Origin of the sequence: Halobacteriovorax marinus SJ (assembly GCF_000210915.2) — a bacterium.
In the GTDB taxonomy this organism is placed as follows: Bacteria; Bdellovibrionota; Bacteriovoracia; order Bacteriovoracales; family Bacteriovoracaceae; genus Halobacteriovorax; species Halobacteriovorax marinus.
This window is the reverse complement of the sequence record NC_016620.1, coordinates 607,883-627,223: the sequence shown is the minus strand read 5'-3', so window position 1 is coordinate 627,223 and position 19,341 is coordinate 607,883. Positions and strand designations below refer to the sequence as shown.

20 protein-coding genes are annotated in these 19,341 nt (G+C 37.7%); 6 read left to right on the top strand and 14 right to left on the bottom strand.

Annotation, left to right across the window (positions count from 1 at the left end):
- The first annotated feature begins 3 nt into the window (after nucleotides 1–3).
- Nucleotides 4–828: a class I SAM-dependent methyltransferase gene (locus tag BMS_RS02950; protein WP_014243300.1), complete on the top strand. Its 825-nt coding sequence runs from the start codon at nucleotides 4–6 to the stop codon at nucleotides 826–828.
- Here BMS_RS02950 and BMS_RS02945 read toward each other — a convergent pair.
- The gene (locus BMS_RS02945) at nucleotides 825–1,667 is read right to left on the bottom strand and encodes a hypothetical protein (RefSeq protein WP_014243299.1); all 843 of its coding nucleotides are present in this window, start codon (nucleotides 1,665–1,667) and stop codon (nucleotides 825–827) included. The genes BMS_RS02950 and BMS_RS02945 overlap by 4 nt on opposite strands.
- Entirely contained in the window at nucleotides 1,667–1,891 is a 225-nt protein-coding gene (locus BMS_RS02940) for a hypothetical protein (RefSeq protein WP_014243298.1), read from the bottom strand. The genes BMS_RS02945 and BMS_RS02940 overlap by 1 nt, the downstream gene beginning before the upstream one ends.
- Before the next feature lie 146 nt (nucleotides 1,892–2,037).
- Between BMS_RS02940 and coaBC the strand changes: the two genes are divergently transcribed.
- From coaBC to BMS_RS02920, 4 genes are read left to right on the top strand one after another with little or no spacing between them, the layout of a single operon-like run.
- Nucleotides 2,038–3,270, top strand: coding sequence for a bifunctional phosphopantothenoylcysteine decarboxylase/phosphopantothenate--cysteine ligase CoaBC (gene coaBC / locus BMS_RS02935; protein ID WP_014243297.1), 1,233 nt, complete (start codon nucleotides 2,038–2,040; stop codon nucleotides 3,268–3,270).
- Nucleotides 3,267–4,130, top strand: coding sequence for a pantoate--beta-alanine ligase (gene panC / locus BMS_RS02930; protein ID WP_014243296.1), 864 nt, complete (start codon nucleotides 3,267–3,269; stop codon nucleotides 4,128–4,130). Before coaBC ends, panC begins: the two co-directional genes overlap by 4 nt.
- The gene (hflX, locus tag BMS_RS02925; protein WP_014243295.1) at nucleotides 4,120–5,448 is read left to right on the top strand and encodes a GTPase HflX; all 1,329 of its coding nucleotides are present in this window, start codon (nucleotides 4,120–4,122) and stop codon (nucleotides 5,446–5,448) included. Before panC ends, hflX begins: the two co-directional genes overlap by 11 nt.
- A gap of 6 nt (nucleotides 5,449–5,454) precedes the next feature.
- Complete coding sequence (locus BMS_RS02920; RefSeq protein WP_014243294.1) at nucleotides 5,455–5,934, top strand: hypothetical protein; 480 nt, start codon at nucleotides 5,455–5,457, stop codon at nucleotides 5,932–5,934.
- Here the strand turns inward: BMS_RS02920 and udk are convergent.
- The 6 genes from udk to BMS_RS02890 form a co-directional block, all read right to left on the bottom strand.
- A complete protein-coding gene (gene udk / locus BMS_RS02915) occupies nucleotides 5,924–6,526 on the bottom strand; it encodes a uridine kinase (RefSeq protein WP_014243293.1) in 603 nt (200 codons plus the stop codon). The genes BMS_RS02920 and udk overlap by 11 nt on opposite strands.
- An 8-nt stretch (nucleotides 6,527–6,534) precedes the next feature.
- Nucleotides 6,535–7,164, bottom strand: a complete 630-nt coding sequence (gene upp, locus BMS_RS02910; protein ID WP_014243292.1) for a uracil phosphoribosyltransferase — start codon at nucleotides 7,162–7,164, stop codon at nucleotides 6,535–6,537.
- A 12-nt stretch (nucleotides 7,165–7,176) separates the two neighbouring features.
- Nucleotides 7,177–8,376 carry a URC4/urg3 family protein gene (locus BMS_RS02905; RefSeq protein ID WP_014243291.1) on the bottom strand — a complete coding sequence of 400 codons (1,200 nt, stop codon included), beginning with the start codon at nucleotides 8,374–8,376 and terminating at the stop codon, nucleotides 7,177–7,179.
- Nucleotides 8,377–8,384: 8 nt separating this feature from the next.
- Nucleotides 8,385–9,647, bottom strand: a complete 1,263-nt coding sequence (locus BMS_RS02900) for a GTP cyclohydrolase II (RefSeq protein WP_014243290.1) — start codon at nucleotides 9,645–9,647, stop codon at nucleotides 8,385–8,387.
- 14 nt (nucleotides 9,648–9,661) lie between these two features.
- Nucleotides 9,662–11,134, bottom strand: a complete 1,473-nt coding sequence (locus tag BMS_RS02895; protein ID WP_014243289.1) for an aldehyde dehydrogenase family protein — start codon at nucleotides 11,132–11,134, stop codon at nucleotides 9,662–9,664.
- A gap of 233 nt (nucleotides 11,135–11,367) precedes the next feature.
- Nucleotides 11,368–11,709 (bottom strand): response regulator, encoded by a 342-nt coding sequence (locus BMS_RS02890; RefSeq protein WP_014243288.1) that lies wholly within the window; start codon nucleotides 11,707–11,709, stop codon nucleotides 11,368–11,370.
- A 75-nt stretch (nucleotides 11,710–11,784) separates the two neighbouring features.
- On the opposite strand from BMS_RS02890, the gene BMS_RS02885 reads away from it, so the two are divergent.
- A complete protein-coding gene (locus BMS_RS02885; RefSeq protein ID WP_014243287.1) occupies nucleotides 11,785–12,084 on the top strand; it encodes a hypothetical protein in 300 nt (99 codons plus the stop codon).
- A 1-nt stretch (nucleotide 12,085) separates the two neighbouring features.
- On the opposite strand, the gene BMS_RS02880 is transcribed toward BMS_RS02885, so the two are convergent.
- The 6 genes from BMS_RS02880 to BMS_RS02855 form a co-directional block, all read right to left on the bottom strand.
- A complete protein-coding gene (locus BMS_RS02880; protein ID WP_014243286.1) occupies nucleotides 12,086–12,628 on the bottom strand; it encodes a hypothetical protein in 543 nt (180 codons plus the stop codon).
- A gap of 3 nt (nucleotides 12,629–12,631) precedes the next feature.
- A complete protein-coding gene (locus BMS_RS02875; RefSeq protein ID WP_014243285.1) occupies nucleotides 12,632–13,360 on the bottom strand; it encodes a hypothetical protein in 729 nt (242 codons plus the stop codon).
- 107 nt (nucleotides 13,361–13,467) lie between these two features.
- Nucleotides 13,468–14,505 (bottom strand): trypsin-like serine peptidase, encoded by a 1,038-nt coding sequence (locus BMS_RS16650; RefSeq protein WP_014243284.1) that lies wholly within the window; start codon nucleotides 14,503–14,505, stop codon nucleotides 13,468–13,470.
- Nucleotides 14,506–14,994: 489 nt separating this feature from the next.
- Nucleotides 14,995–16,731, bottom strand: coding sequence for a 30S ribosomal protein S1 (locus BMS_RS02865; RefSeq protein ID WP_157765634.1), 1,737 nt, complete (start codon nucleotides 16,729–16,731; stop codon nucleotides 14,995–14,997).
- A gap of 182 nt (nucleotides 16,732–16,913) precedes the next feature.
- On the bottom strand, nucleotides 16,914–18,083 hold the full coding sequence (locus BMS_RS02860) for a glycosyltransferase family 4 protein (RefSeq protein WP_044557225.1): 1,170 nt from the start codon (nucleotides 18,081–18,083) through the stop codon (nucleotides 16,914–16,916).
- Nucleotides 18,083–19,261 (bottom strand): DUF3108 domain-containing protein, encoded by a 1,179-nt coding sequence (locus BMS_RS02855; protein WP_014243281.1) that lies wholly within the window; start codon nucleotides 19,259–19,261, stop codon nucleotides 18,083–18,085. The genes BMS_RS02860 and BMS_RS02855 overlap by 1 nt, the downstream gene beginning before the upstream one ends.
- Nucleotides 19,262–19,341 lie beyond the last annotated feature (80 nt).

The following is a 19,341-nucleotide window of genomic DNA, read 5'->3' as shown; positions in this document are numbered from 1 at the left end:
ACTATGAATGAGAAAACAGACTTTCCTTACTTACATGGTTTCAGCAATACTGAACAACAAAGACTAGCAAAGCAGGCCAAATTTGCAGAGTATACAGTCTATAAGGAAATTAACTTTTCAGAGCAAAGAAATATCCTAGAAGTTGGAAGTGGTGTTGGCGCGCAGACTGAAATTCTTTTAAGAAGATTTCCAGACCTTCACGTCACAGGAATTGATCGCTCAGATAAACAACTTGAGACAGCTAAGAACTACCTACAATCAATTGGAAGTTTTGAAGGTCGATATGACTATAAAGAGATGGATGCAACAGATATGGAGTTTGAAGGAGAATCATTTGATGGTGGTTTTCTATGCTGGGTACTTGAGCATATTCCAAACCCAGCTAAAGTGCTGAGTGAAGTAAGAAGAGTGTTACGTCCAGGCTCACCTGTCTATATTACAGAAGTTCTCAACTCTTCATTTCTACTCGATCCATACTCACCAAACGTATGGAAGTATTGGATGGCATTCAATGATTATCAATACGATATGAAAGGTGACCCATTTGTTGGAGCAAAGCTTGGAAACTTATTACTTCAACAAGGTTTTAAAGATATACATATTGATACTGTGACATGGCACTTAGATAATAGAAGACCAAAGCAGAGAAAAGAATATATCGATTTTTGGCATGAGCTTCTTCTCTCTGCTGCCGATCAGTTAATAAAAGCAGAAAGAGTTACTGAGGAAGTTGTAGAAGGAATGAAAAAGGAAATGAGACAGGTTGCGAGTGATCCAAATGCAGTCTTTTACTATTCATTCATTCAGGCAAAAGCAAAGGTCTACTAAAGCTTCTTTAGCGAATATAGAAAGCTATGTAGAAAGAGAGGGGCCGAAAAAAGACAAAATAGTACACCTATAACCGGCCCCTGATTAGGAGACTTTAATAAAAGCTCGAAGTTTTCAAAATTATAAATAGCACCTTTTAGTAAGAGCACTTCCTCGCCACTCAATTGCTTATAGCTGAAGCTAAAAATACAAAAGTAAAAAATAAAAAAAACGAGAGTAACAAGTAGACCGACTTTTGCATTCTTCGAGTTTTCTCCCTCAAGTTGTTTAATACTTTGTAGAAGATCTCTCTTCCCTATTTCTTCATCTGATAAGAACTTGGTTTTGAATAAGTCACTTAATTGAAATTGTCCTTTAGACTTCTTTTTTAAGAAGAAGTAAAAAAGTGTGGGAAGAAGAATTGATAGAAGTATCGAATAGTAGAAATTTATCAATTGAAAACTTTTCCAAACAGCAAAGTAGAATGAAAGTCCACTAGCAAGTAGAAAAGCCAGTCCAATCAATAGATGCGACACTCTCTTCGTTCTAATAAAATTAGGATCGTTATTTAAAATAAAAATATCAACATTCTGATTTAGCTTTCCAGACATATAACTTGATCCGTGAGTTACAAATTTATATGTATCTGACCCTTGGCTAAATTCAATTAGATCTCGGTACATCAACTGTCTAGTTTGGTTTCTACTACCACTTCTAGAAATATATTTTTCTATTGCGATGACTCTTCCCTTGATGAGCTTTCCATATCTTCTATAGAAAAGATCACTTAAAATGAGCAGAAGAGCCGTTATAAAGAAAGTTATAGGAACAAGTCCTAAGAATACTTCTGAAATAATCATTAATTATGAAGTAAATCTTTAATGACATCTGGAGCAGAGATTGCTCTATACTTCTTCCCGTTAGTTGTTCGAATCCAAAAACCATCTACAACTTGGTCGGCCATGGGAATCTTAATTGGCTTTACAGAAACAATATGATCGAGATTAAAAATCATTTCCTCATGTGTCTCTTCTAGCGCCTGTACGTTCCTATCACTTACGACAGTAAATTTTCCAAAATTCATAAAAACTCCTATTTTGAAAAGTATTATAACATTCAGCTAAGAAAAAACCATAATGGGAAAGTCTAACACTCTAAAATCACGTAAAAGCAACACCGGGCGTCTATCCAATTTAACCCACTAGGTCTATAAACGCTTACAGGAGAAATATGAGAGTATTATTAGGTGTTTGCGGCTCAATTGCTGCATACAAGACATTGGATTTAGCAAGGTCACTTGTTAAGGCTGGACACGAGGTTAAAGTTGTTCTCACTAGAGGTGCGCAAGAATTTGTCGTTCCAAATGTCTACAAGTACCTGGGTGTCAGTGAAGTATTTTACGCTGGCGATGATTTCAACTATCCAGATAAAACTCCTAGAAGCTCCAATGTGCTCCATATAGAACTAGCGAAGTGGGCAGATAAATTAGTTATCGCTCCCCTTTCAGCAAATACTTTATCCACACTCTCTCGCGGTGGCGCCAACGATCTTTTAAGTTCTATTTTTTTGGCGATTGAGCAGAATAAGCAAATTCTACTCTTTCCTGCTATGAACACAAATATGCTCAATCACCCCTTCGTGAAAGAAAATTTTGAATTGGTTGAAAAAATAAAATCACTTCCTCAAGTTTTCGTTGCAACGACAAAGGAAGGTGAATTGGCCTGTGGTGATGTGGGAGAGGGAAAGCTCTCTGATATAGAAGACATTCATGAGCTAATTGAAACGCTCGACTTTAACGACAATAAAAAGAAGATTGTTATTACAACTGGTGCCACCATTTCGAGTGTCGATCCAGTGAGATATCTTACAAACGCCTCTAGTGGTAAGACAGGTTTTGAAATTGCAAAAGAATTACTTAAGTCTGGCCACTATGTGAAAGTCATTGCCGGCAAAAATGCTACGGGAAACTTAGATAGATTAAGTGCTCACCCACGCTTTAGTTTAGAACGAGTCGTTTCTACGAGAGATATGCTTAAGAGTGCTCTTGAATCAACAATAGATGCTGATGCCTATATTTCGGCCGCGGCCATTTCAGATATCGAATTCATTCAAGGTGAGTCGAAATTAAAGAAGAATCAACTCTCCAACTCGCTTGAGATCAATACAGCGCCCGATGTTTTAAAGAATATCTTAGAGTCTAGAAACCCTAAGCTAAAGGTTATCGGCTTCGCTGCTGAGACTAATCTAAGTGAAGAAATACTACTTGAAAAATGGAACCGAAAGAAAGTAGATCTCTTAGTCGGTACCCATGTCTCAAGTGGACTGACTCAAAAGACAAATACACCTCTTGGATTTGGTGTCGATCAAGCAAAGTATAGCCTAATGAAGGACGGCCAAATTTTCTTTAACGGAGAATTAACAAAGAAAGAGCTCTCAACAATGATCGCTCAGGAAATATTATGATTAAGCTATTTAGAAAGATAGATGAATTCAAAGAATATAGAAGAAGCTTGGGTCAAACTAGTATTGGCCTTGTTCCAACAATGGGAAACCTCCACTCAGGACACTTAAGCCTTATTGAAGAATCTTCAAAGTATAACGAAGTTACAATTGTAACGATCTTTGTTAATCCACTTCAATTTGGACCTAATGAAGACTTCGACAAATACCCCAGAACTCTAGAGCAGGACTTACAAAGTATCGACTCACTTTCAATAGAGAAAGATATACTCGTACTGGCCCCTGAATCTGCCTCTGAAATTTATCCTAATGGTTTCTCAACGACGATTTCAATTTCAGGACTAACAGAGAAGCTTTGTGGCTCTTCTAGACCTGGTCACTTCGATGGTGTGACAACAGTTGTTTATCAATTATTCAATATTACAAAACCAAGTATTGCCTACTTTGGTCAAAAAGATTTTCAACAACAATTAATTATAAAGAAAATGGTTAGGGATCTTGAACTTCCACTTCAAATTCAAACAATGCCAATTATTAGAGATGAATCAGGTCTAGCGAAATCGAGTCGTAATCAATACTTAAGTGACTCACAAAGAACTGAAGCTTTAGAGCTCTCTAAGAAAATAAGTACTATAAGAGAACTTCTCCAAGAGAGCTCTTTTATTGATTCTCAAATTTCTATAAATTCAATACTTGAAGAAACTCTGCGCGACGAGCGTTGGGATTATCTCGAAGTATTAGATAGTAATAATTTACAAAGTATATCTCCGACAACTAATGAAGCTGTAATACTTGGCGCGCTCAAAGTTGGAGAAACAAGATTAATAGATAACCAAGTAGTAAAGATTATATATGCTAGATAATGAATTTCATATTTCAAAAGATGCGAGAGCTTCCCTCGTATCTCTCGTTTGCCCAAAGTTCGCAGAGCACAGTACCGAGAAGGATACAATGCGCTCTCTCATGGAGCTACGTGAACTCCTAAATACACTTGGGATTGAAAATGGTGAGCAATATGTACAAAATAGAAAGTCTGTAGACCCAGCCACGATTCTAGGTTCTGGGAAAATTAAAGAGATTGCCGATCAGGCCAAGGAAGAGGGTTCTTCCCTATTAGTTTTTGACTGTGAACTAACTTCTTCTCAAATTAGAAATATTAAAAACCTAACAGGTCTCTCTGTCGTTGATAGATGCCACGTAATTCTTGAGATCTTCTCTCAACACGCAAGAACGAAAGAGGCGAAAATTCAAATTGAAATCTCTAGACTTCAATACCTCCTCCCTAGACTCTCTGGATTCTGGACACACCTTTCAAGACAAAAGGGTGGTATCGGTGTTCGCGGTGGTGAAGGTGAGCAACAGATCGAACTAGATAGAAGGATAGTGAGAGAGAGAATTGAGTTCTTTAAAAAGGAACTTGATGAAGTTAGAAAATCGAGAGAACAACAGAAGAAGAAAAGGCAGAATAAGGCCGTAACCGCTGCACTGGTAGGATATACCAACGCTGGAAAATCATCGGTGATGAACCGTCTATGTGGAGTTGAAGTACTAGAAGAGAATAAGCTCTTCGCAACTCTTGACTCAACTTACAGAATGCTTAACCCCGATACCAAGCCACCAATGATTCTCATTGATACAGTTGGGTTTATCTCAAACTTACCCAATACCCTCATTGATGGATTTAAAACGACGCTAGAATCGGCAATTGAAGCAGATCTACTCATAATTGTTTGTGATATTTCTGATCCAAATTATAAGAAACACCTTGAGGTAACACAACAAGTACTCTCAGAGCTTGGTGTAGAGAACAAAGAACAAATGATCGTTTTTAACAAGAAAGATCTACATCCAGATCCACTCGGTCAGAAAATCATTCTCAGAACAAACCCTGATAGCTTCTTGGTTTCTACTTATAACGAAGAAGATATGGTAAACCTCAAGGCAAGTATCATTAACCACTTTCTAGACAAGCAAGAGCACTATGATCTCTTTGTCCCTTATGAAGCCGGAGAGGCCCACTCTAAGGTTGTTTCAAAGACAAATGTTCTCGCAACTCATACTCACGAAAGAGGTATCTTCTACAGAGTCAGAGTTCCAAAGTTTATCTTTAACCCATTAGATCTCAATAAGTATATCCTCGCACCAGAAGATCCTCTCATTGAAGAGTTTATCAACGAGTAAAAATTTATGAATAAGTTGCTCTCTCTATTAACACTGCTTCTCTTATGCGCTTGTGCCATTCTTCCAAGTTCAAGAAAAGAAATTAAAGAAGAGCTCTCTAAACCACTCTCCAAACAACTTCGAGCATTCACCTCAGACGGTTGTTCAAAGTGGCCAGACGGAACAAAGGAGAAGCCAAACTTGTGGCTTGTTTGTTGTTTCAATCACGATAAGGCCTATTGGATCGGGGGAACAAAGGAAGAAAAGTTCACCGCTGATAAAGAACTTAGAAAATGTGTTAAAGAACACTTCTCTGCCTCTATGGGAATTCTTATGTACCTAGGCGTTTCAGTCGGTGGAATCCCCGATTATAAAACAGATTACCGCTGGGGATATGGCTGGAATTACGACAGAGGCTACCTAGAGATCAGTGCAGACGAGAGGGCCTATGCCAATAAACTCCTTCCAAAAGAAGGAGAATCAATGTGGAAATATATTAAGAAGTAAGCCTTTTAAACCACTGCTCAACTCTATCATCAAAGTTATCTACATTAACAATTGAACAGGCAACGTCTTTAGATGGCTCAACAAAGAGATCATGCATTGGTTTTACTTGCTTATAGAATTGGTTGTGAACACCTTCTTTCGTTCGCCCTCGCTCATTTACATCCCTATTCAATCTTCTTTCAAATCTCAAGTCTTCAGGGCAATCAATAAAGATTTTATGATCTAACTCTTCTACCACATTTGGCTGAGAGAAGATCAAAATTCCATCTACAAAGATAAATTTACGAGGCTTCATTTGCTTGGGTTCAGAACTTCTAGAGTGAGTTGCAAAGTCATAGACAGGGACATTCACCTGGTCACCTCTCTTTAGTTTTGAGAGATGTCTAGCTAGCAGATCAAAGTCCAGAGAATCGGGGTGATCAAAGTTTACCGATCCTCCGTCATGATCAAATTTCTTAGATTGATCAAAGTAGTAACTATCTTGACCGAGAACACAGCAATCACTCTCACCGACCTTCTCTCTTAATCTTCTGGCAAAAGTAGTTTTTCCTGAACCACTACCACCAGCTATTCCAACAATTACAACTTCCATCTTACATCCTATTTCGTATTGTACAATCTATCTCCAGCATCGCCTAAACCAGGAAGTAAATAGCCTGACTCATTCAATCCGTCTTCTTTGCTTACAGTGTAGATTTCAACGTCCGGGTGAAAGTGATTAATTCTCTCTAGCCCTTCAGGACTAATTAAAACTGTTAACATTGTTATTTTACCAACTTTATATTGTTTTAATCTATCTAGAGCAGAAATGGCCGTATCCCCAGTAGCAAGCATTGGATCGAGTAATAGAACGTCACGTCCTTCACACTTCTCAGGTAATTTAAAATAGTACTCTACTGTATTATTGATAAACTTATCTCTATACATTCCAACAAAGCCTACTGCTGAGAACGGAAGTGTGTCGAGTACTCCATCCAGTAAACCGTTTCCGGCCCTAAGAACTGATACAACAATTGGATAGTCATTAATAACTGGAACTGAAGCTTTCATAATTGGAGTTTGAATATCTACTTTTGAAGACTTCAAATTCTTCGTCGCTTCATAGGCGAGAAACCTTCCAATCTCATTCATTATATCTCTAAAGGCCCTCGAATTAGTGTCCTTGTCTCTCAAGATTGATAATTTGTGCTGAAGCACAGGGTGATTTATTTCATGTAAATTATTATTCATAAATTCTCCAAATTAAAAAACTGTTCCATCACTATCAAGCTTTAGAGGTGGTGATGAGTCCTCCCTCTTTTGCTTGGCCACTCTTCTTCCGGCCCACCAAGTTCCGCCCTCCAAAACTTTTGCAAGAGGAAACTCTTCTTCAGAGAAATTGAGCTCTTTTCTAACAATGTCAGCAATTTTATCTAATAGACACACCGTTAGCGCTCTCCATTCAATAATAACTTCACTGTCGGGCTTATGGGCAACTTCTAATAGAGCCGGATCCTTCAAGCTAATAAGATCCATATCAATAAGAAGGCCACCATTGCGGTACTCGGCTAATCCCGTCATCTCATTTACAGAGTGCACTTCACAGCCCGCTTCAACGATAGGCTCAATCAGTGAATAAGTTAGCCACTGAGAAAGTTTATGAAAGGCCACGAGAGAGTTTAAGTCATCTTTTTCTCCAAGTGATGGGTGATTCCACACATCTCCTAGAGATACACCATCAACTGTAATTCTCGATGGCCAAATATCACCAAAATGTAAGAGTACGGCCTTAAGTAAATCTGTTGCAGCAAATTTTTGACCATGCTCACCAATCATATAATCAATAATATTTCCGGGCCTTCCATCTTTAAAAATTTCAGGTTTAGACTCAATACACTTTCCTAAGCTCGCTAGAAGTCCTGCTCTCCCCTGTGCACCTACGAGAGGATTTTTCTCACTAACTTGGAAGGCCTTCTCAATGTCGGTCTTAGAAATCTCCATCAACTTCTTTGCGTCCGCACGTCTGCTTCCATCGTTACTAAAGGCCCCATTTATAAACATGTGCCAACTAGCAACTCCAAGACCTTCACTTCTATTATAGCTCTCTCCCTCTTCGTCAAACTTCCAAGTTGGTCCAGCTCCAGCATCTAATAGGACAGATGTAATTACTAAATCAAGTTTTACTCTTGCCCTTTCTACTTTATCTAGACTACTTAGTTCACTATCAAGCTTTGCATTACGATCAACACTTCCAACTTGAAAATGACCCCATCTCGAATGAAAAGGAATTTTTAAATCAGGATAATTTTCTCTAATAACCTCTAATACAAACTTTGAAACTCCCTCTAGCTTATCTTCGTGATAGTTAAAGTTTGTTTTACCTTCTAAAGTAAGATCAAAGATCTTAGCCGTTCTTTCTCGAACAGCTTTCGCACTTAAAATATAATCAATATCTTTATTCATTTATTTTTTTACTCCTCTAAGTTTCTACCTAAGACTTTATCAAGTCCATCCTTGTCCTTCACCTCACCAGCGGTAAAGTAACCAGCAGCTTTCTTCGCTTCCATTTCAACTTGCGCGTCAGCAGGTATTAGCTCGTCAGGAATCGAAATTCTATTAACAACTTCAATTCCACTTTTTGCTATGGCATCATATTTCATATTACTCATTGAATGAAGATTATGAATTTTCTTAATTCCAAAGTATTGAAGAATGTCTGGCATGAATTCTTGGAATCTTGCATCCTCAACTCCTGCAACACATTCAGTTCTTTTAAAGTAATTTGAGGCAGTATCTCCACCCTCTTGTCTCTTTCTCGCATTATAAACTAAGAACTTTGTAACTTCACCGAGGGCACGCCCTTCTTTTCTATAGTAAACAATTAGACCAACACCACCTTTTTGAGCAGTCTTAGCAGCATGTTCAATTCCATAAGTTAAATAAGGTCTACACGTACAAATATCAGATCCAAAAACATCTGAACCATTACACTCGTCATGAACTCTACAACTAAGCTCTGCTTCAGAATCAGAGAGTTTCTCTACATCACCAAAGACATAGGCAGTAGTGGATCCAATTGGCGGAAGAAGAACTTTAAGATCAGGTCTTGTCACTAACTCTGGAAACATTCCCCCAGTTTCATTGAAGAGAATCTTTCTAAGTTCACCCTCTTCAATTCCAAGTCTCTTAGCAATTCCAGGAAGGTACCAAACTGGTTCAAAAGCAATCTTAGTCACTTTAATTGACTTGTCCTCAGCTACAATATCACCATCTATTTCAAGTCTTCCTTTATCAATGGCCTCAAAAATTTCAGGAATATGTAAACGTGCCTGAGTGACAGCAATTGTCGGCTTAATATTATATCCCTCTTTGATATAATCCCCATATAGCTCTTGGATATGACCACCCCAAGGATCGATTGAAACGATCTTCTCAGGATCAAACCAAGACTCTTGAGGCTTAATTACTACAGGAGAGAATGTATTCTCTAGTTCAGGTCTATGCTCTCTAGCATAATCACCCTTAGCAATAGAGAGTGCGCGGTAAACAGTATAAGATCCACTGTGAGTCCCAATCGCATTTCGATTTTCTTTCTCAGAGATTGTCGCAATAATAGGCCCACGATCTTTAGGATTAGTCGCTCCCCAATTTACAGGAAGAGACTCTTTAAAGACTTGGTTACTATGAGACGTTAAAACAACATGACTTGGTCTTTCAAATTTTTCATTACTCATAACTTCTCCTAAAATTAGCTCATCCAGTTGTGGTCATTTTGCATCTGCCACTTTGTTGTCACTTTCTTAACGTGAGACCAGAAGTTTAAACTATTCTCACCAGTGATATCTCCGTATCCAAACTTAGACTCATTTATTCCACCAAAACTAAATGGCTCTCTTGGTACAGGCACTCCAATATTAATTCCAACCATTCCTGCACTTGCATTCTGTGCAACAACTTCGGCCATGGCACCACTATTAGTAAATACACTCGCTGCATTCCCATACTCATTAGCGTTTTCAATTCTTAGTGCTTCAGAAAGATTAGAGCAGCGAATAATACTCATTACCGGCCCAAAGAGTTCTACTTTAGAAGCTTCAGAGTTTTCTTTCACTCCATCAAGAATTGTTGGCCCTAACCAATAACCATCACCTTCAGGTTTCTTGGCCTCTCTTCCATCAAGTAAAATCTTCGCTCCTTCGCTTGCGGCTTTATCAATAGCACCACTTAGGAAGTCTAATTGTTCTTTAGTAATGATTGCGCCCATCTTATCGCCTAGAGAAGTACTTTTTGCTCTTTCCACAATACTTTCGATTTGCTTATCAACTTCTCCAACAGCAAGAAGAACAGAAGCGGCCATACACCTTTGTCCAGCACAACCAGTGAATGAATCAGCAATTCCAATTCCCGACATTTCAGGATCGGCATCTGGTAATAAGATTATGTGGTTCTTGGCTCCACCTAGACACAGAGCTCTCTTCCCTAGTGCTGTCGCTCTTGAATAGACAATTTTTGCAATCTTAGAAGAACCTACAAAGCCTACAGCTGCAACATCCTTATGATCTATAATGTCGTTCACGCAATTTGCAGTTCCATTTAAAATCGTTAGAACACCAGCAGGAAGCCCAGCTTCAGTTAGCGCGTTCCCTATTAGTGTCGCAGTTAAAGGAGTCTTCTCTGATGGTTTCCAGATATAAGAATTACCAAGAGTGATTGCAATTGGAATTGTCCACATAGGAACCATTGCAGGAAAGTTAAATGGAGTAATTGAAGCAACAACACCTAGCGCCTCTCTTCTATACTCACAGAACACTCCCCTAGAAACTTCCATCTTTGAACCTGCATCTAAGTTTTGAAGACTGATAGCGTACTCAAGAACTTCAATCCCTTTCATGATCCCAGCTTTAGACTCAGAAATAATCTTTCCATTTTCAAGTGATACGATATGAGCAATCTTCTCAATATCTCGCAGTAGAATTTCTCTAAAGTTAAACATAACTTTAGTTCTATCTTTTAGAGGAGTTTTCTCCCAAAGAACCTGAGCATCTTTTGCCTTAGCAATCGCTTGATCAATTTGCTTTGAAGAAGACTCATTAGTTCTCCCCACAACTTTTCCATTATAAGGAGAATAAATATCGATAGACTCCCCATCTCCTTTTATCCACTCTCCACCAATAAAGTTTGGGGCTTCGATTATCTCATTCGGTATTTCGATTAAACTCATTATGACTCCATAATTATAAATAAAATAAATAGCCGTTAATTATAGGACAAATAAACGAGCCTTGAATACGAGATGCATCAAAGTATTGAAATTTAAAAAGAGTATTAGTTAGACCTAAAATAGCCCGCTGCGGTAGTAAATCGTAAAGGCGACGATGAGAACAATGATAATCAATGTAGAGACAATAACGATAACTTCTTTATCCATGTCTCTATTATTAACTATTTATAAACCTAGGGAAAGATTTTTCTAAGAATTGTTTTTACTTCCAATGGCTTATCAATCACTAATTCTGCCCTCTCCTGCCATGAATCAGGAATTTGCTGAGAAGGTTCTTTTGTAACACCAACAGGAATCTGCGCTACTTCAGCTAAATCAGTCAATAGCTTCTCCTGGTAACTCTCAACTGTAGACCAATCAATCAAAATAAAGTCAGGGCTTAGGTCCTTGAAGAAGTAAAGATTGTCACTTCCCTCTGCTGCACTATAGGCCTCAAAGCCTTCGTTCTGGCGACACATTGTTTCAAGTAAATCCCTAAGAAAGCTTTCCTGCTCAATATAATATAGCTTTTTCATTTCTATGAAATCCCTAGCGTGTTAGAGTAATAACAAGGTTTTTTAACAAACCAAATTCTAGAGGGAAAGAAAAATATGTCAAAAAGTAAGATCAAAGTTATCGAGGCCAATACTAAAGAAGTTCTTTTTGAGTGTGACTTCGAAGACCATGAGAAAGCTTTTGAATATGCTAGAGAATTAGAAGAGATGGGCATTGATATCAAAATTCATGCTCCATCACTATCAGAAACCCTCGCCGTAAGCCTAGGCGCAGACGAAGAAGACCTCTCAACTCTTAGAAGCGAAGTCGATGATGAGATTGCCAGTCACATTCACACAGAAGAAATGGGATGTGTCGTTTGTCTTCCAGAAGATCCAAACCTTCCAAAACAATAAATTAGTAGAGATCAATAACTTCAAAGTGGGTAGTATCAACTATCCCCTTTAAGAATATATGAGGTATATAAGGAAACCATAAATACTTTCCACCCTCTTCCTTAACCCTATTCCAAAATGCAATTGTCTCCTTGGGCAAGTGATTGAGTTCTTTATATTGTGTAGAACTTAGAGGCCTTATATCGTCAGTATGAATGGAGAAGTCACCCTTCTTTTGAGCTTTATTTCTATCAAAAATAACCCCTTCATATTTTCCCTCAACCTCTAGGACTGAAACTTTGAAGCACTTTGCTCGATAGAGTTTGAAGTCGGGCTGAATCTCCCTAAGCTTATCAATAATAAGTTGAGGATGTACTGAAGAGAATTGAATAACATCATTCCATTTACAATTTAATAAAGGAATAGTCTGCTCAGTTAGGGACTCGCGCCCAATGTACTTCCTTGAATGAGACTTATAGAGTTCGCTCTCCCTATCCATTTCATTGAGAGGAATAAGATCTTTTCCTACAAAAGGATCGGGTACTAAGTGATAAAAGTATTCCATTGCTTACCTATAAATGGAGTCTATCTCAAGGGAAGTTGGTAGATCAATCTTTGGAACATCTCTACAAAGAATTTGAACTCCTTGCTCTTGAAACTTCGAAGCTTTCTTATCCAGAGAATACCAAATTCCCAATGAATTAATTTGTAATTTAATATTCTTATCTATTATTTTCTTTGGAGACCGAAGCCCCTTCTCTCTAGCAGAATCTATGTAATGAGTCGCAAGATGCGCTGACCTTCTAATCGATTCTAAAACATGCACGAACATACAATTATAGTGACCAGTATTTCTATTCACATCGATCAAGTGCTCTAGCTCCTCTTCTAATTCAAGATATCCAACCTTCAAAGACTTCTTTAGTTTCTTTCTCACTTTAGAAATATCGATCTTTCTTATTTCATCATATTTCAAGTTTGGATAATCTAATGATGCTGAAAAATTCGGTGTTAAATCCATATCAATATAATCTAAACACAGAAGAGGAAGACCATTTCTTTGGAAGTACTTAACTCTCCAATCATAAATCTTAGCGACAACAAACGAGGCCCTTTCCGCGTTTATCAATAAATTACTCAGTCTTTTAGATTCACCATTTGTCATCTTAGCATAGAGATCTCTTCTCTCTTTATTCTTACTAATGGCTTCACTTATATGTTTGGAAAAGCAATTAAACTCTTTTGATAGGACAGGAGAGCTTAGAAGTATTAAAAATGATAATATTAAAAATTTCATTTTACCTCTCCTTTTATAGATAAAGGCCTATCTCGAGATAGGCCTTGTATAATTAAGTGGTCGCGACATAATTAATCTATTCGCTTCACCAATTAATTCTCTATTTCTTATTGAAGATCGGCTGAGTTTAGTAGCTCTACTACATCTGCTGGTAGTGAACCTCTGTCAGCATCTTCTGCTGGAGTTTGAACTTGTGAAGCTTCAAACTCTTCAATCTTCTTTTCAATTTCAACGTTTGTAATTCTTGTTACAGCTTCACCACCACAACCGTATCCAGAGACACCGTCTTCACAGTAGTTAACACCCATACACTCGTAATCATTTCCGTCTTCATCTTTTTGAGTATAAGTCGTATAGTCTCTAGCTCCACGAACTAAAATCCCTTCAACTTCACCACTTCTTGCATTAAAAACTGCTGATCCAGAGTTACCACCAAAAGTGTCTAAGTCTGCATCAAAGTAAACATCATTAGAGTTCGCTTGAACTGTAGAGTCACCAGAGATTTTTAATGGAAGTCCTGATGGAGAACCAATAACAAATACACCTTCTCCAAGACCAATCTTACCTTCAGTTCTGAACTTAAGTGGCTCTCTTCCTTCTACTTCTTTATCTAATTCAATTAGAGCATAATCCATTTGATCAGAGCTTGTTAGTTTTTGGCTAACAATAGTCTTACAAGAGTAAACCTTATTTGCTTCGATACTTAGATCTTCTACTTCACCTTTTTTAAAGTCGAATACCCACTTGAAACCTGAACAATCAGCTTCAGAAGTCATACAGTGACCAGCTGTAACTAAATACTTATTTCCAACTAGAAATCCTGAACAATTTCCGATTGAAAGTTGATTAGCAAACTTCTCACCCTTACAAAGTGGCGTACCTTCTGGGTTCCACCAAGATCTAGAAATCTTTAAAATAAAGTCTTCTAGAGTTTCATTCTTTAATCCGTAACTCGCTCCATCTTCAGATAGAGTTAAGTTAGAATTCTTAACTTGAGTTGCCGTTGAAGAAGCTAAGTTCTTTCTCATGGCGTTTCTACTGTCTACAATATCAATTCTATTGTCTTCTCCGTATGCAACCTTAGGTTGTGCGGCCAAAACGTTTGTGCTTACGCATAATACTGCTAGTGCTAATACTTTCTTCATTCTTTTCCCCTTTTTCGATAACGCAATCTAGCATCGGCCTATTCAGGTGTCAGAAAAATATCTATAATGGTGTAATTAGTTCACACAGATGTAAGAAATTGTCAGAAACGGCGTCTTAATAATAAGATTTCAACAAGTTACAAGAAGGAATCAAACTGTAAGAATTGTAAGAAAAGTGGGGTGCTTACTCGTCTCTCGCCGATCTCGCGCTTCCTGCGGCAGATTTGCTTGCACGCAAATCAGTGGGTTGCTCGGCATCATATGCCGTCATCGCATAAACCCTCTACCCTCTCTCGGTCGCATCCTGCTCCCTCGTCAGGGTTGTTCGGCGTTAAATAGCCTCGCATCCAAACGCGACACCCGATCTCGCGCTTCCTGCGCTCGCCTGGGTTGTTCGGCGTTAAATAGCTTCCTGCTATTTAACGCCTCCAAAAAAAGAAAGCCCCGCGGTTAAGCGGGGCCCATATAAAAACAAATTTAAATTTTAATTTATTCTTCGTCTTTATCGATTGAAAAACCTTTGAACTTATCAGCAAGTGTTGCAGCTTTAACAGTTGCAGCTGAGTAAGATCCATTTGCAGCAGCATTAGCGGCAGCTTTAATTGAAAGTGCAATTTTCTTAGCATCTTTATCAATTGAAATTACCATTGCTTTTGCAACGTCACCTTTTTTGATAACGTCTTCAGGCTTATCAACTCTCTCTTCAGAAAGTTCAGAAATATGTACTAGACCTTCAATTCCTGTCTCTAGTTCAACGAAAGCACCAAAGTCAGTAACTCTAACTACTTCTGCTTCTACTACAGTTCCTACAGGGAATCTTGTTTCAATTTTCTTCCAAGGATCTTCGTGAAGTTGCTTAATACCAAGACAGAACTTAGAGTTCTCTTTGTCTACAGAAAGAACTACTGCTTCAACTTCAGTATCTTCTTTGTATTCTTCGTTGATATTTACATTCTTCTTAGTCCAAGAAAGGTCAGAAACGTGGATTAAAGCATCAACTTCTTCTCCAAGATCAATGAACATTCCAAACTCAACAATTGACTTAACTTTACCAGTTACCTTAGTACCAACTGGGTACTTAGCTTCAATTGCTTCCCAAGGATTTTCTTGAAGTTGCTTAAGTCCAAGAGAAATTCTCTTGTTCTCAACATCAACGTCAAGTACTTGAGCTTCAATTCTTTCTCCAACATTGAAGTGCTTCGCAGGATTCTTAATCTTACCTGTCCAAGACATTTCAGAAACGTGGATAAGACCTTCAATTCCGTCGTCAAGCTCAATGAATACACCGTAATCTTTAACAGATACGATTTCTCCACCAACTTTAGTACCAGCAGTGTAAGTCTCTTTTGCTTTTTCCCATGGGTTAGGCTGAACTTGCTTAAGACCAAGAGAAACTCTTTCTTTGTCAGAATCAAACTTAAGGATTTTAACATCAATTTCGTCACCCATGTTAAGTAGGTTAGAAGGATGCTTAACTCTTCCCCAAGACATATCAGTAATGTGAAGAAGACCGTCAATTCCACCAAGATCAATGAATGCACCGTAGTCAGTGATATTCTTAACGATACCCTTAACGATCATTCCTTCTTGAATTTGATCAAGAATTTCTTGTCTCATCTTACCACGCTCTTCTTGAAGAATTGCTCTTCTTGAAAGAACGATGTTACCTCTTTTCTTGTTGAACTTGATAACTTTGAATTCCATCTTCTTACCGATGTACTTATCAAGGTATCTAGTTGGTCTAAGATCAATTTGAGAACCAGGTAAGAATGCCTTAACACCGATGTCTACTGATAGACCACCTTTAACTTTAGCAATAACTGTTCCTTCAAGAGGTGTACCTTTTTCACAAGCTTCAGAAATTTTATCCCATGCTTTAAGAATTTCGGCCTTATCTTTAGAAAGAACAAGGTTCCCCATAGATGACTCAAGCTTATCTAAGTAAACTTCAATCTCGTCACCTTCTTTAATTTTTAGAGATCCATCATAATTTTGGAATTCTCTAACTGAAACTAGACCTTCTTGCTTATAACCGATATCGATCATAACGTAGTCAGCTCCAATAGAAACAACGTTCCCCATAAAAACTTCACCTTCTTGGAAGTTCTTAGTAGTTGTTGTGTCTAATAGTTTCGAAAATTCAGTTGTTTCAACTGCTTCTACGTCTTCACCGAAAACGACCTCGAAACCTTCCATCCATTTTTGTTTTAATTCTTGAGTAGTCATATTGACCTCCCTAGGCTCAGAAAAAGGCTTGGATACTCCCAATTCTTAACCATTAATTTTGATAGCGCTGGTAAGACCCGCGTCCCTATATTCGCTACTGCGACGTAAGAGAAATTTGATTTGCCAGAAGATAACTGATGCGCTGGATAATGTACAGAGAAAATATCTGAAATTACGACGATTTACACGCTCTTATAGGGCCTATTTCGTATTAGGCGCTCTCGCTTTGTCAGTATTTTCTGGTATCCCATAAGTAGCTGATTTTTATAAAACTCAAACCCAAAGTCCGAGATAAGACCACCTCGGCCCCTCTCAATTCTTGTAATATAGTCTGTGTAGGTGCTTAGAATTTTCTCAATCTTCTCTCTAATCTCTCTCGCATCACCAGACTTATATGTCTCGCCTAAACGGCCACGTTTTCTAAAAAGCTCTTTTGTAGCATAAGTTCGCGGCGCCAAAGTTGGCGTGTCATTCAAAAGAGAATTAATGAGTAAGTCTTCAATTGGAATTTTTGTATCAAGCCCAAGCCAAGCATCTACTTTTTGGCAAGCACTAGTTAGGTCATCGGTGAATTCTAAGAAGACGTGATCGTTTGCACTCACTGCCGCAATAAATTCTCTCACCTCATCTTGTAATAGAAATTTATCCCATGAAACTTCTGAATATATTAAGAGTTTCACTTTCTTCGTTAAACTAGATTTCGTATTCAACGAACTTATTGCACTGATTGCAGGCTTTAAGAAATCAATTTCTTTTTCGTGCCCGCCAACGGCACATCCTATAAACCATGCTCCAGAGCTTTTATCAGAAGCTTGAGAGGTTACGTTCTTTCCTACTCCAAGCCCTGTGTACTCAAACTTTCGAATAGGTACTTCTAAATGTCCATGAACACCATCGGCCATCTCTTTAATAGGAAGAAAAACTTGATCAATTCTTCTTATAAGATTCCTATGCCAAAACCTCTTATAGAACTTCTTTATTTCGTGATTGAAAGTAAAAACTAAAGAGACCTTAGGTTTTCTTTTTAAATAGAAACTTGCTGGCCACAGAAACGAAATATCGTAACAGTGAACGAGAGTAATATTAAATTTAGTTAAGTATTGAACAAATGCATTTAGTCTATGCCACTTTAAAAAATTTAAAGAGATACTTCCCACATGAAAGAGACAATCTATTCCCAATTGCTTGGCCTTTAAATTTATAAATGAATCTCGCAAACAGTAGAGAAAAACATTATGACCAGTCTCTCTAGCGATGAGACAATCTTTTAAGGCCATCCTCTCTCTCGTTCCCCACTTAGAACCAAGACAAACGTAGAGGATATTTTGCTGATCTCTATAAATATTGGCCATTAGTATTCTCCAGGAAAGATATCACTCATTGTGACTCTCTTATCCCCTTGACTATATTCTACCAACTCTCCCTCAATGGCGCCGATCTTTACGTTGGCCTGAAACTTTAAAATCTTTCTATATTTGTCCGTACTAAACCAAAAGTTTATATCTCCCTTCTTGGAAAGCACTCCAGGGAATCTCGTCTCGGCCTTAATCTTATAGGCCTTTGTCCATTTACCCATAATTTTTACTTCATCAATCTTTTCAACTTCCATTTTCATTAACCAAATCTTCGTTCTTGTGATGATAGGAAATTCGTATTTATTACCAACTTTTAAATCCAATCCTCTTACAAAGTAGAGAGCAGAAAAAGAATCTTGAAAATACTTTGGTGTATATTCATTCTTCTCAATCTTCTTAGTTTTTCCCTTCTTTAATCTCTTGTACCAAAAATATGTTTTAAGTGTTTCTTGGTCAAAGAGCTGTAAGTCATCTACATCTTGGCCAGACTCTCTTTGAACCAGGGTATACTTAACAGGTAAGAAAGTTCTGGCATCGACATAACTTTCGATCCAGTCCTCCACTTCATAAATATAATTATAGAAACTCGCACTCTTTAATGAGCCTTTGAAGTGGAATGCCTTTCTTCCCGCTACATTAACAACTGGCAAAGTCTCTAACTTAGCATGACCAACTGTAATTCCTAAGTAACTTGCTCTTAATACAAATTTTTCATTCGGATAGAAAATTGGTTTTACATTATCCCACACATACTTATATTTCTTATTATACTCTCTGAATCTCTTAGGATAATCCTCTGCATCCTCAGGTAGAACCTGCTCCAACTTATCTTCTTTCTCTGTAATATTTTTCTTCTTAGATGACTCACTCTTCTTTTTTGGAGCTTCTTTTTTCTTAGTGACCTTTGAAGGGGCTTTTACAACTTTCTTTTTAACTTCTTTTTTAGATATCTCTTTTAAAGTTGTCGTTCCTGTCGTGGATTTTTTAATCTCCTCTACTTCTTCGTCATCATCTTCAACATCATGGACTTTGAATTTTTCAAAACGGTTATCTTGCAAATCAAATGCTTCCACAAGTTCAGTTGAAACTTGATCTCTAAATTTCCTATCCTTTGTTGAAGTACAACTAGAAATAGCTAAGAGAAAAATTAAAGTGATTATATATTTTTGATTCATATTGCTAGTCCATAAAGTTAAGCTAAGCTTTTAAAATTATTTAGCTTATATTCTATCGACTAGCTAGATTTTAAGATAGT

What these genes read in the sequence shown, in the direction of transcription:
- BMS_RS02860 (WP_044557225.1), bottom strand. Translation starts at nt 18,083, where the DNA reads ATGGCCAATATTTATAGAGATCAGCAAAATATCCTCTACGTTTGTCTT.
- BMS_RS16650 (WP_014243284.1), bottom strand. Translation starts at nt 14,505, where the DNA reads ATGAAGAAAGTATTAGCACTAGCAGTATTATGCGTAAGCACAAACGTT.
- BMS_RS02895 (WP_014243289.1), bottom strand. Translation starts at nt 11,134, where the DNA reads ATGAGTTTAATCGAAATACCGAATGAGATAATCGAAGCCCCAAACTTT.
- udk (WP_014243293.1), bottom strand. Translation starts at nt 6,526, where the DNA reads ATGGAAGTTGTAATTGTTGGAATAGCTGGTGGTAGTGGTTCAGGAAAA.
- BMS_RS02900 (WP_014243290.1), bottom strand. Translation starts at nt 9,647, where the DNA reads ATGAGTAATGAAAAATTTGAAAGACCAAGTCATGTTGTTTTAACGTCT.
- coaBC (WP_014243297.1), top strand. Translation starts at nt 2,038, where the DNA reads ATGAGAGTATTATTAGGTGTTTGCGGCTCAATTGCTGCATACAAGACA.
- BMS_RS02945 (WP_014243299.1), bottom strand. Translation starts at nt 1,667, where the DNA reads ATGATTATTTCAGAAGTATTCTTAGGACTTGTTCCTATAACTTTCTTT.
- upp (WP_014243292.1), bottom strand. Translation starts at nt 7,164, where the DNA reads ATGAATAATAATTTACATGAAATAAATCACCCTGTGCTTCAGCACAAA.
- BMS_RS02885 (WP_014243287.1), top strand. Translation starts at nt 11,785, where the DNA reads ATGTCAAAAAGTAAGATCAAAGTTATCGAGGCCAATACTAAAGAAGTT.
- BMS_RS02940 (WP_014243298.1), bottom strand. Translation starts at nt 1,891, where the DNA reads ATGAATTTTGGAAAATTTACTGTCGTAAGTGATAGGAACGTACAGGCG.
- BMS_RS02865 (WP_157765634.1), bottom strand. Translation starts at nt 16,731, where the DNA reads ATGACTACTCAAGAATTAAAACAAAAATGGATGGAAGGTTTCGAGGTC.
- BMS_RS02855 (WP_014243281.1), bottom strand. Translation starts at nt 19,261, where the DNA reads ATGAATCAAAAATATATAATCACTTTAATTTTTCTCTTAGCTATTTCT.
- BMS_RS02875 (WP_014243285.1), bottom strand. Translation starts at nt 13,360, where the DNA reads ATGAAATTTTTAATATTATCATTTTTAATACTTCTAAGCTCTCCTGTC.
- BMS_RS02950 (WP_014243300.1), top strand. Translation starts at nt 4, where the DNA reads ATGAATGAGAAAACAGACTTTCCTTACTTACATGGTTTCAGCAATACT.
- hflX (WP_014243295.1), top strand. Translation starts at nt 4,120, where the DNA reads ATGCTAGATAATGAATTTCATATTTCAAAAGATGCGAGAGCTTCCCTC.
- BMS_RS02880 (WP_014243286.1), bottom strand. Translation starts at nt 12,628, where the DNA reads ATGGAATACTTTTATCACTTAGTACCCGATCCTTTTGTAGGAAAAGAT.
- BMS_RS02920 (WP_014243294.1), top strand. Translation starts at nt 5,455, where the DNA reads ATGAATAAGTTGCTCTCTCTATTAACACTGCTTCTCTTATGCGCTTGT.
- BMS_RS02890 (WP_014243288.1), bottom strand. Translation starts at nt 11,709, where the DNA reads ATGAAAAAGCTATATTATATTGAGCAGGAAAGCTTTCTTAGGGATTTA.
- BMS_RS02905 (WP_014243291.1), bottom strand. Translation starts at nt 8,376, where the DNA reads ATGAATAAAGATATTGATTATATTTTAAGTGCGAAAGCTGTTCGAGAA.
- panC (WP_014243296.1), top strand. Translation starts at nt 3,267, where the DNA reads ATGATTAAGCTATTTAGAAAGATAGATGAATTCAAAGAATATAGAAGA.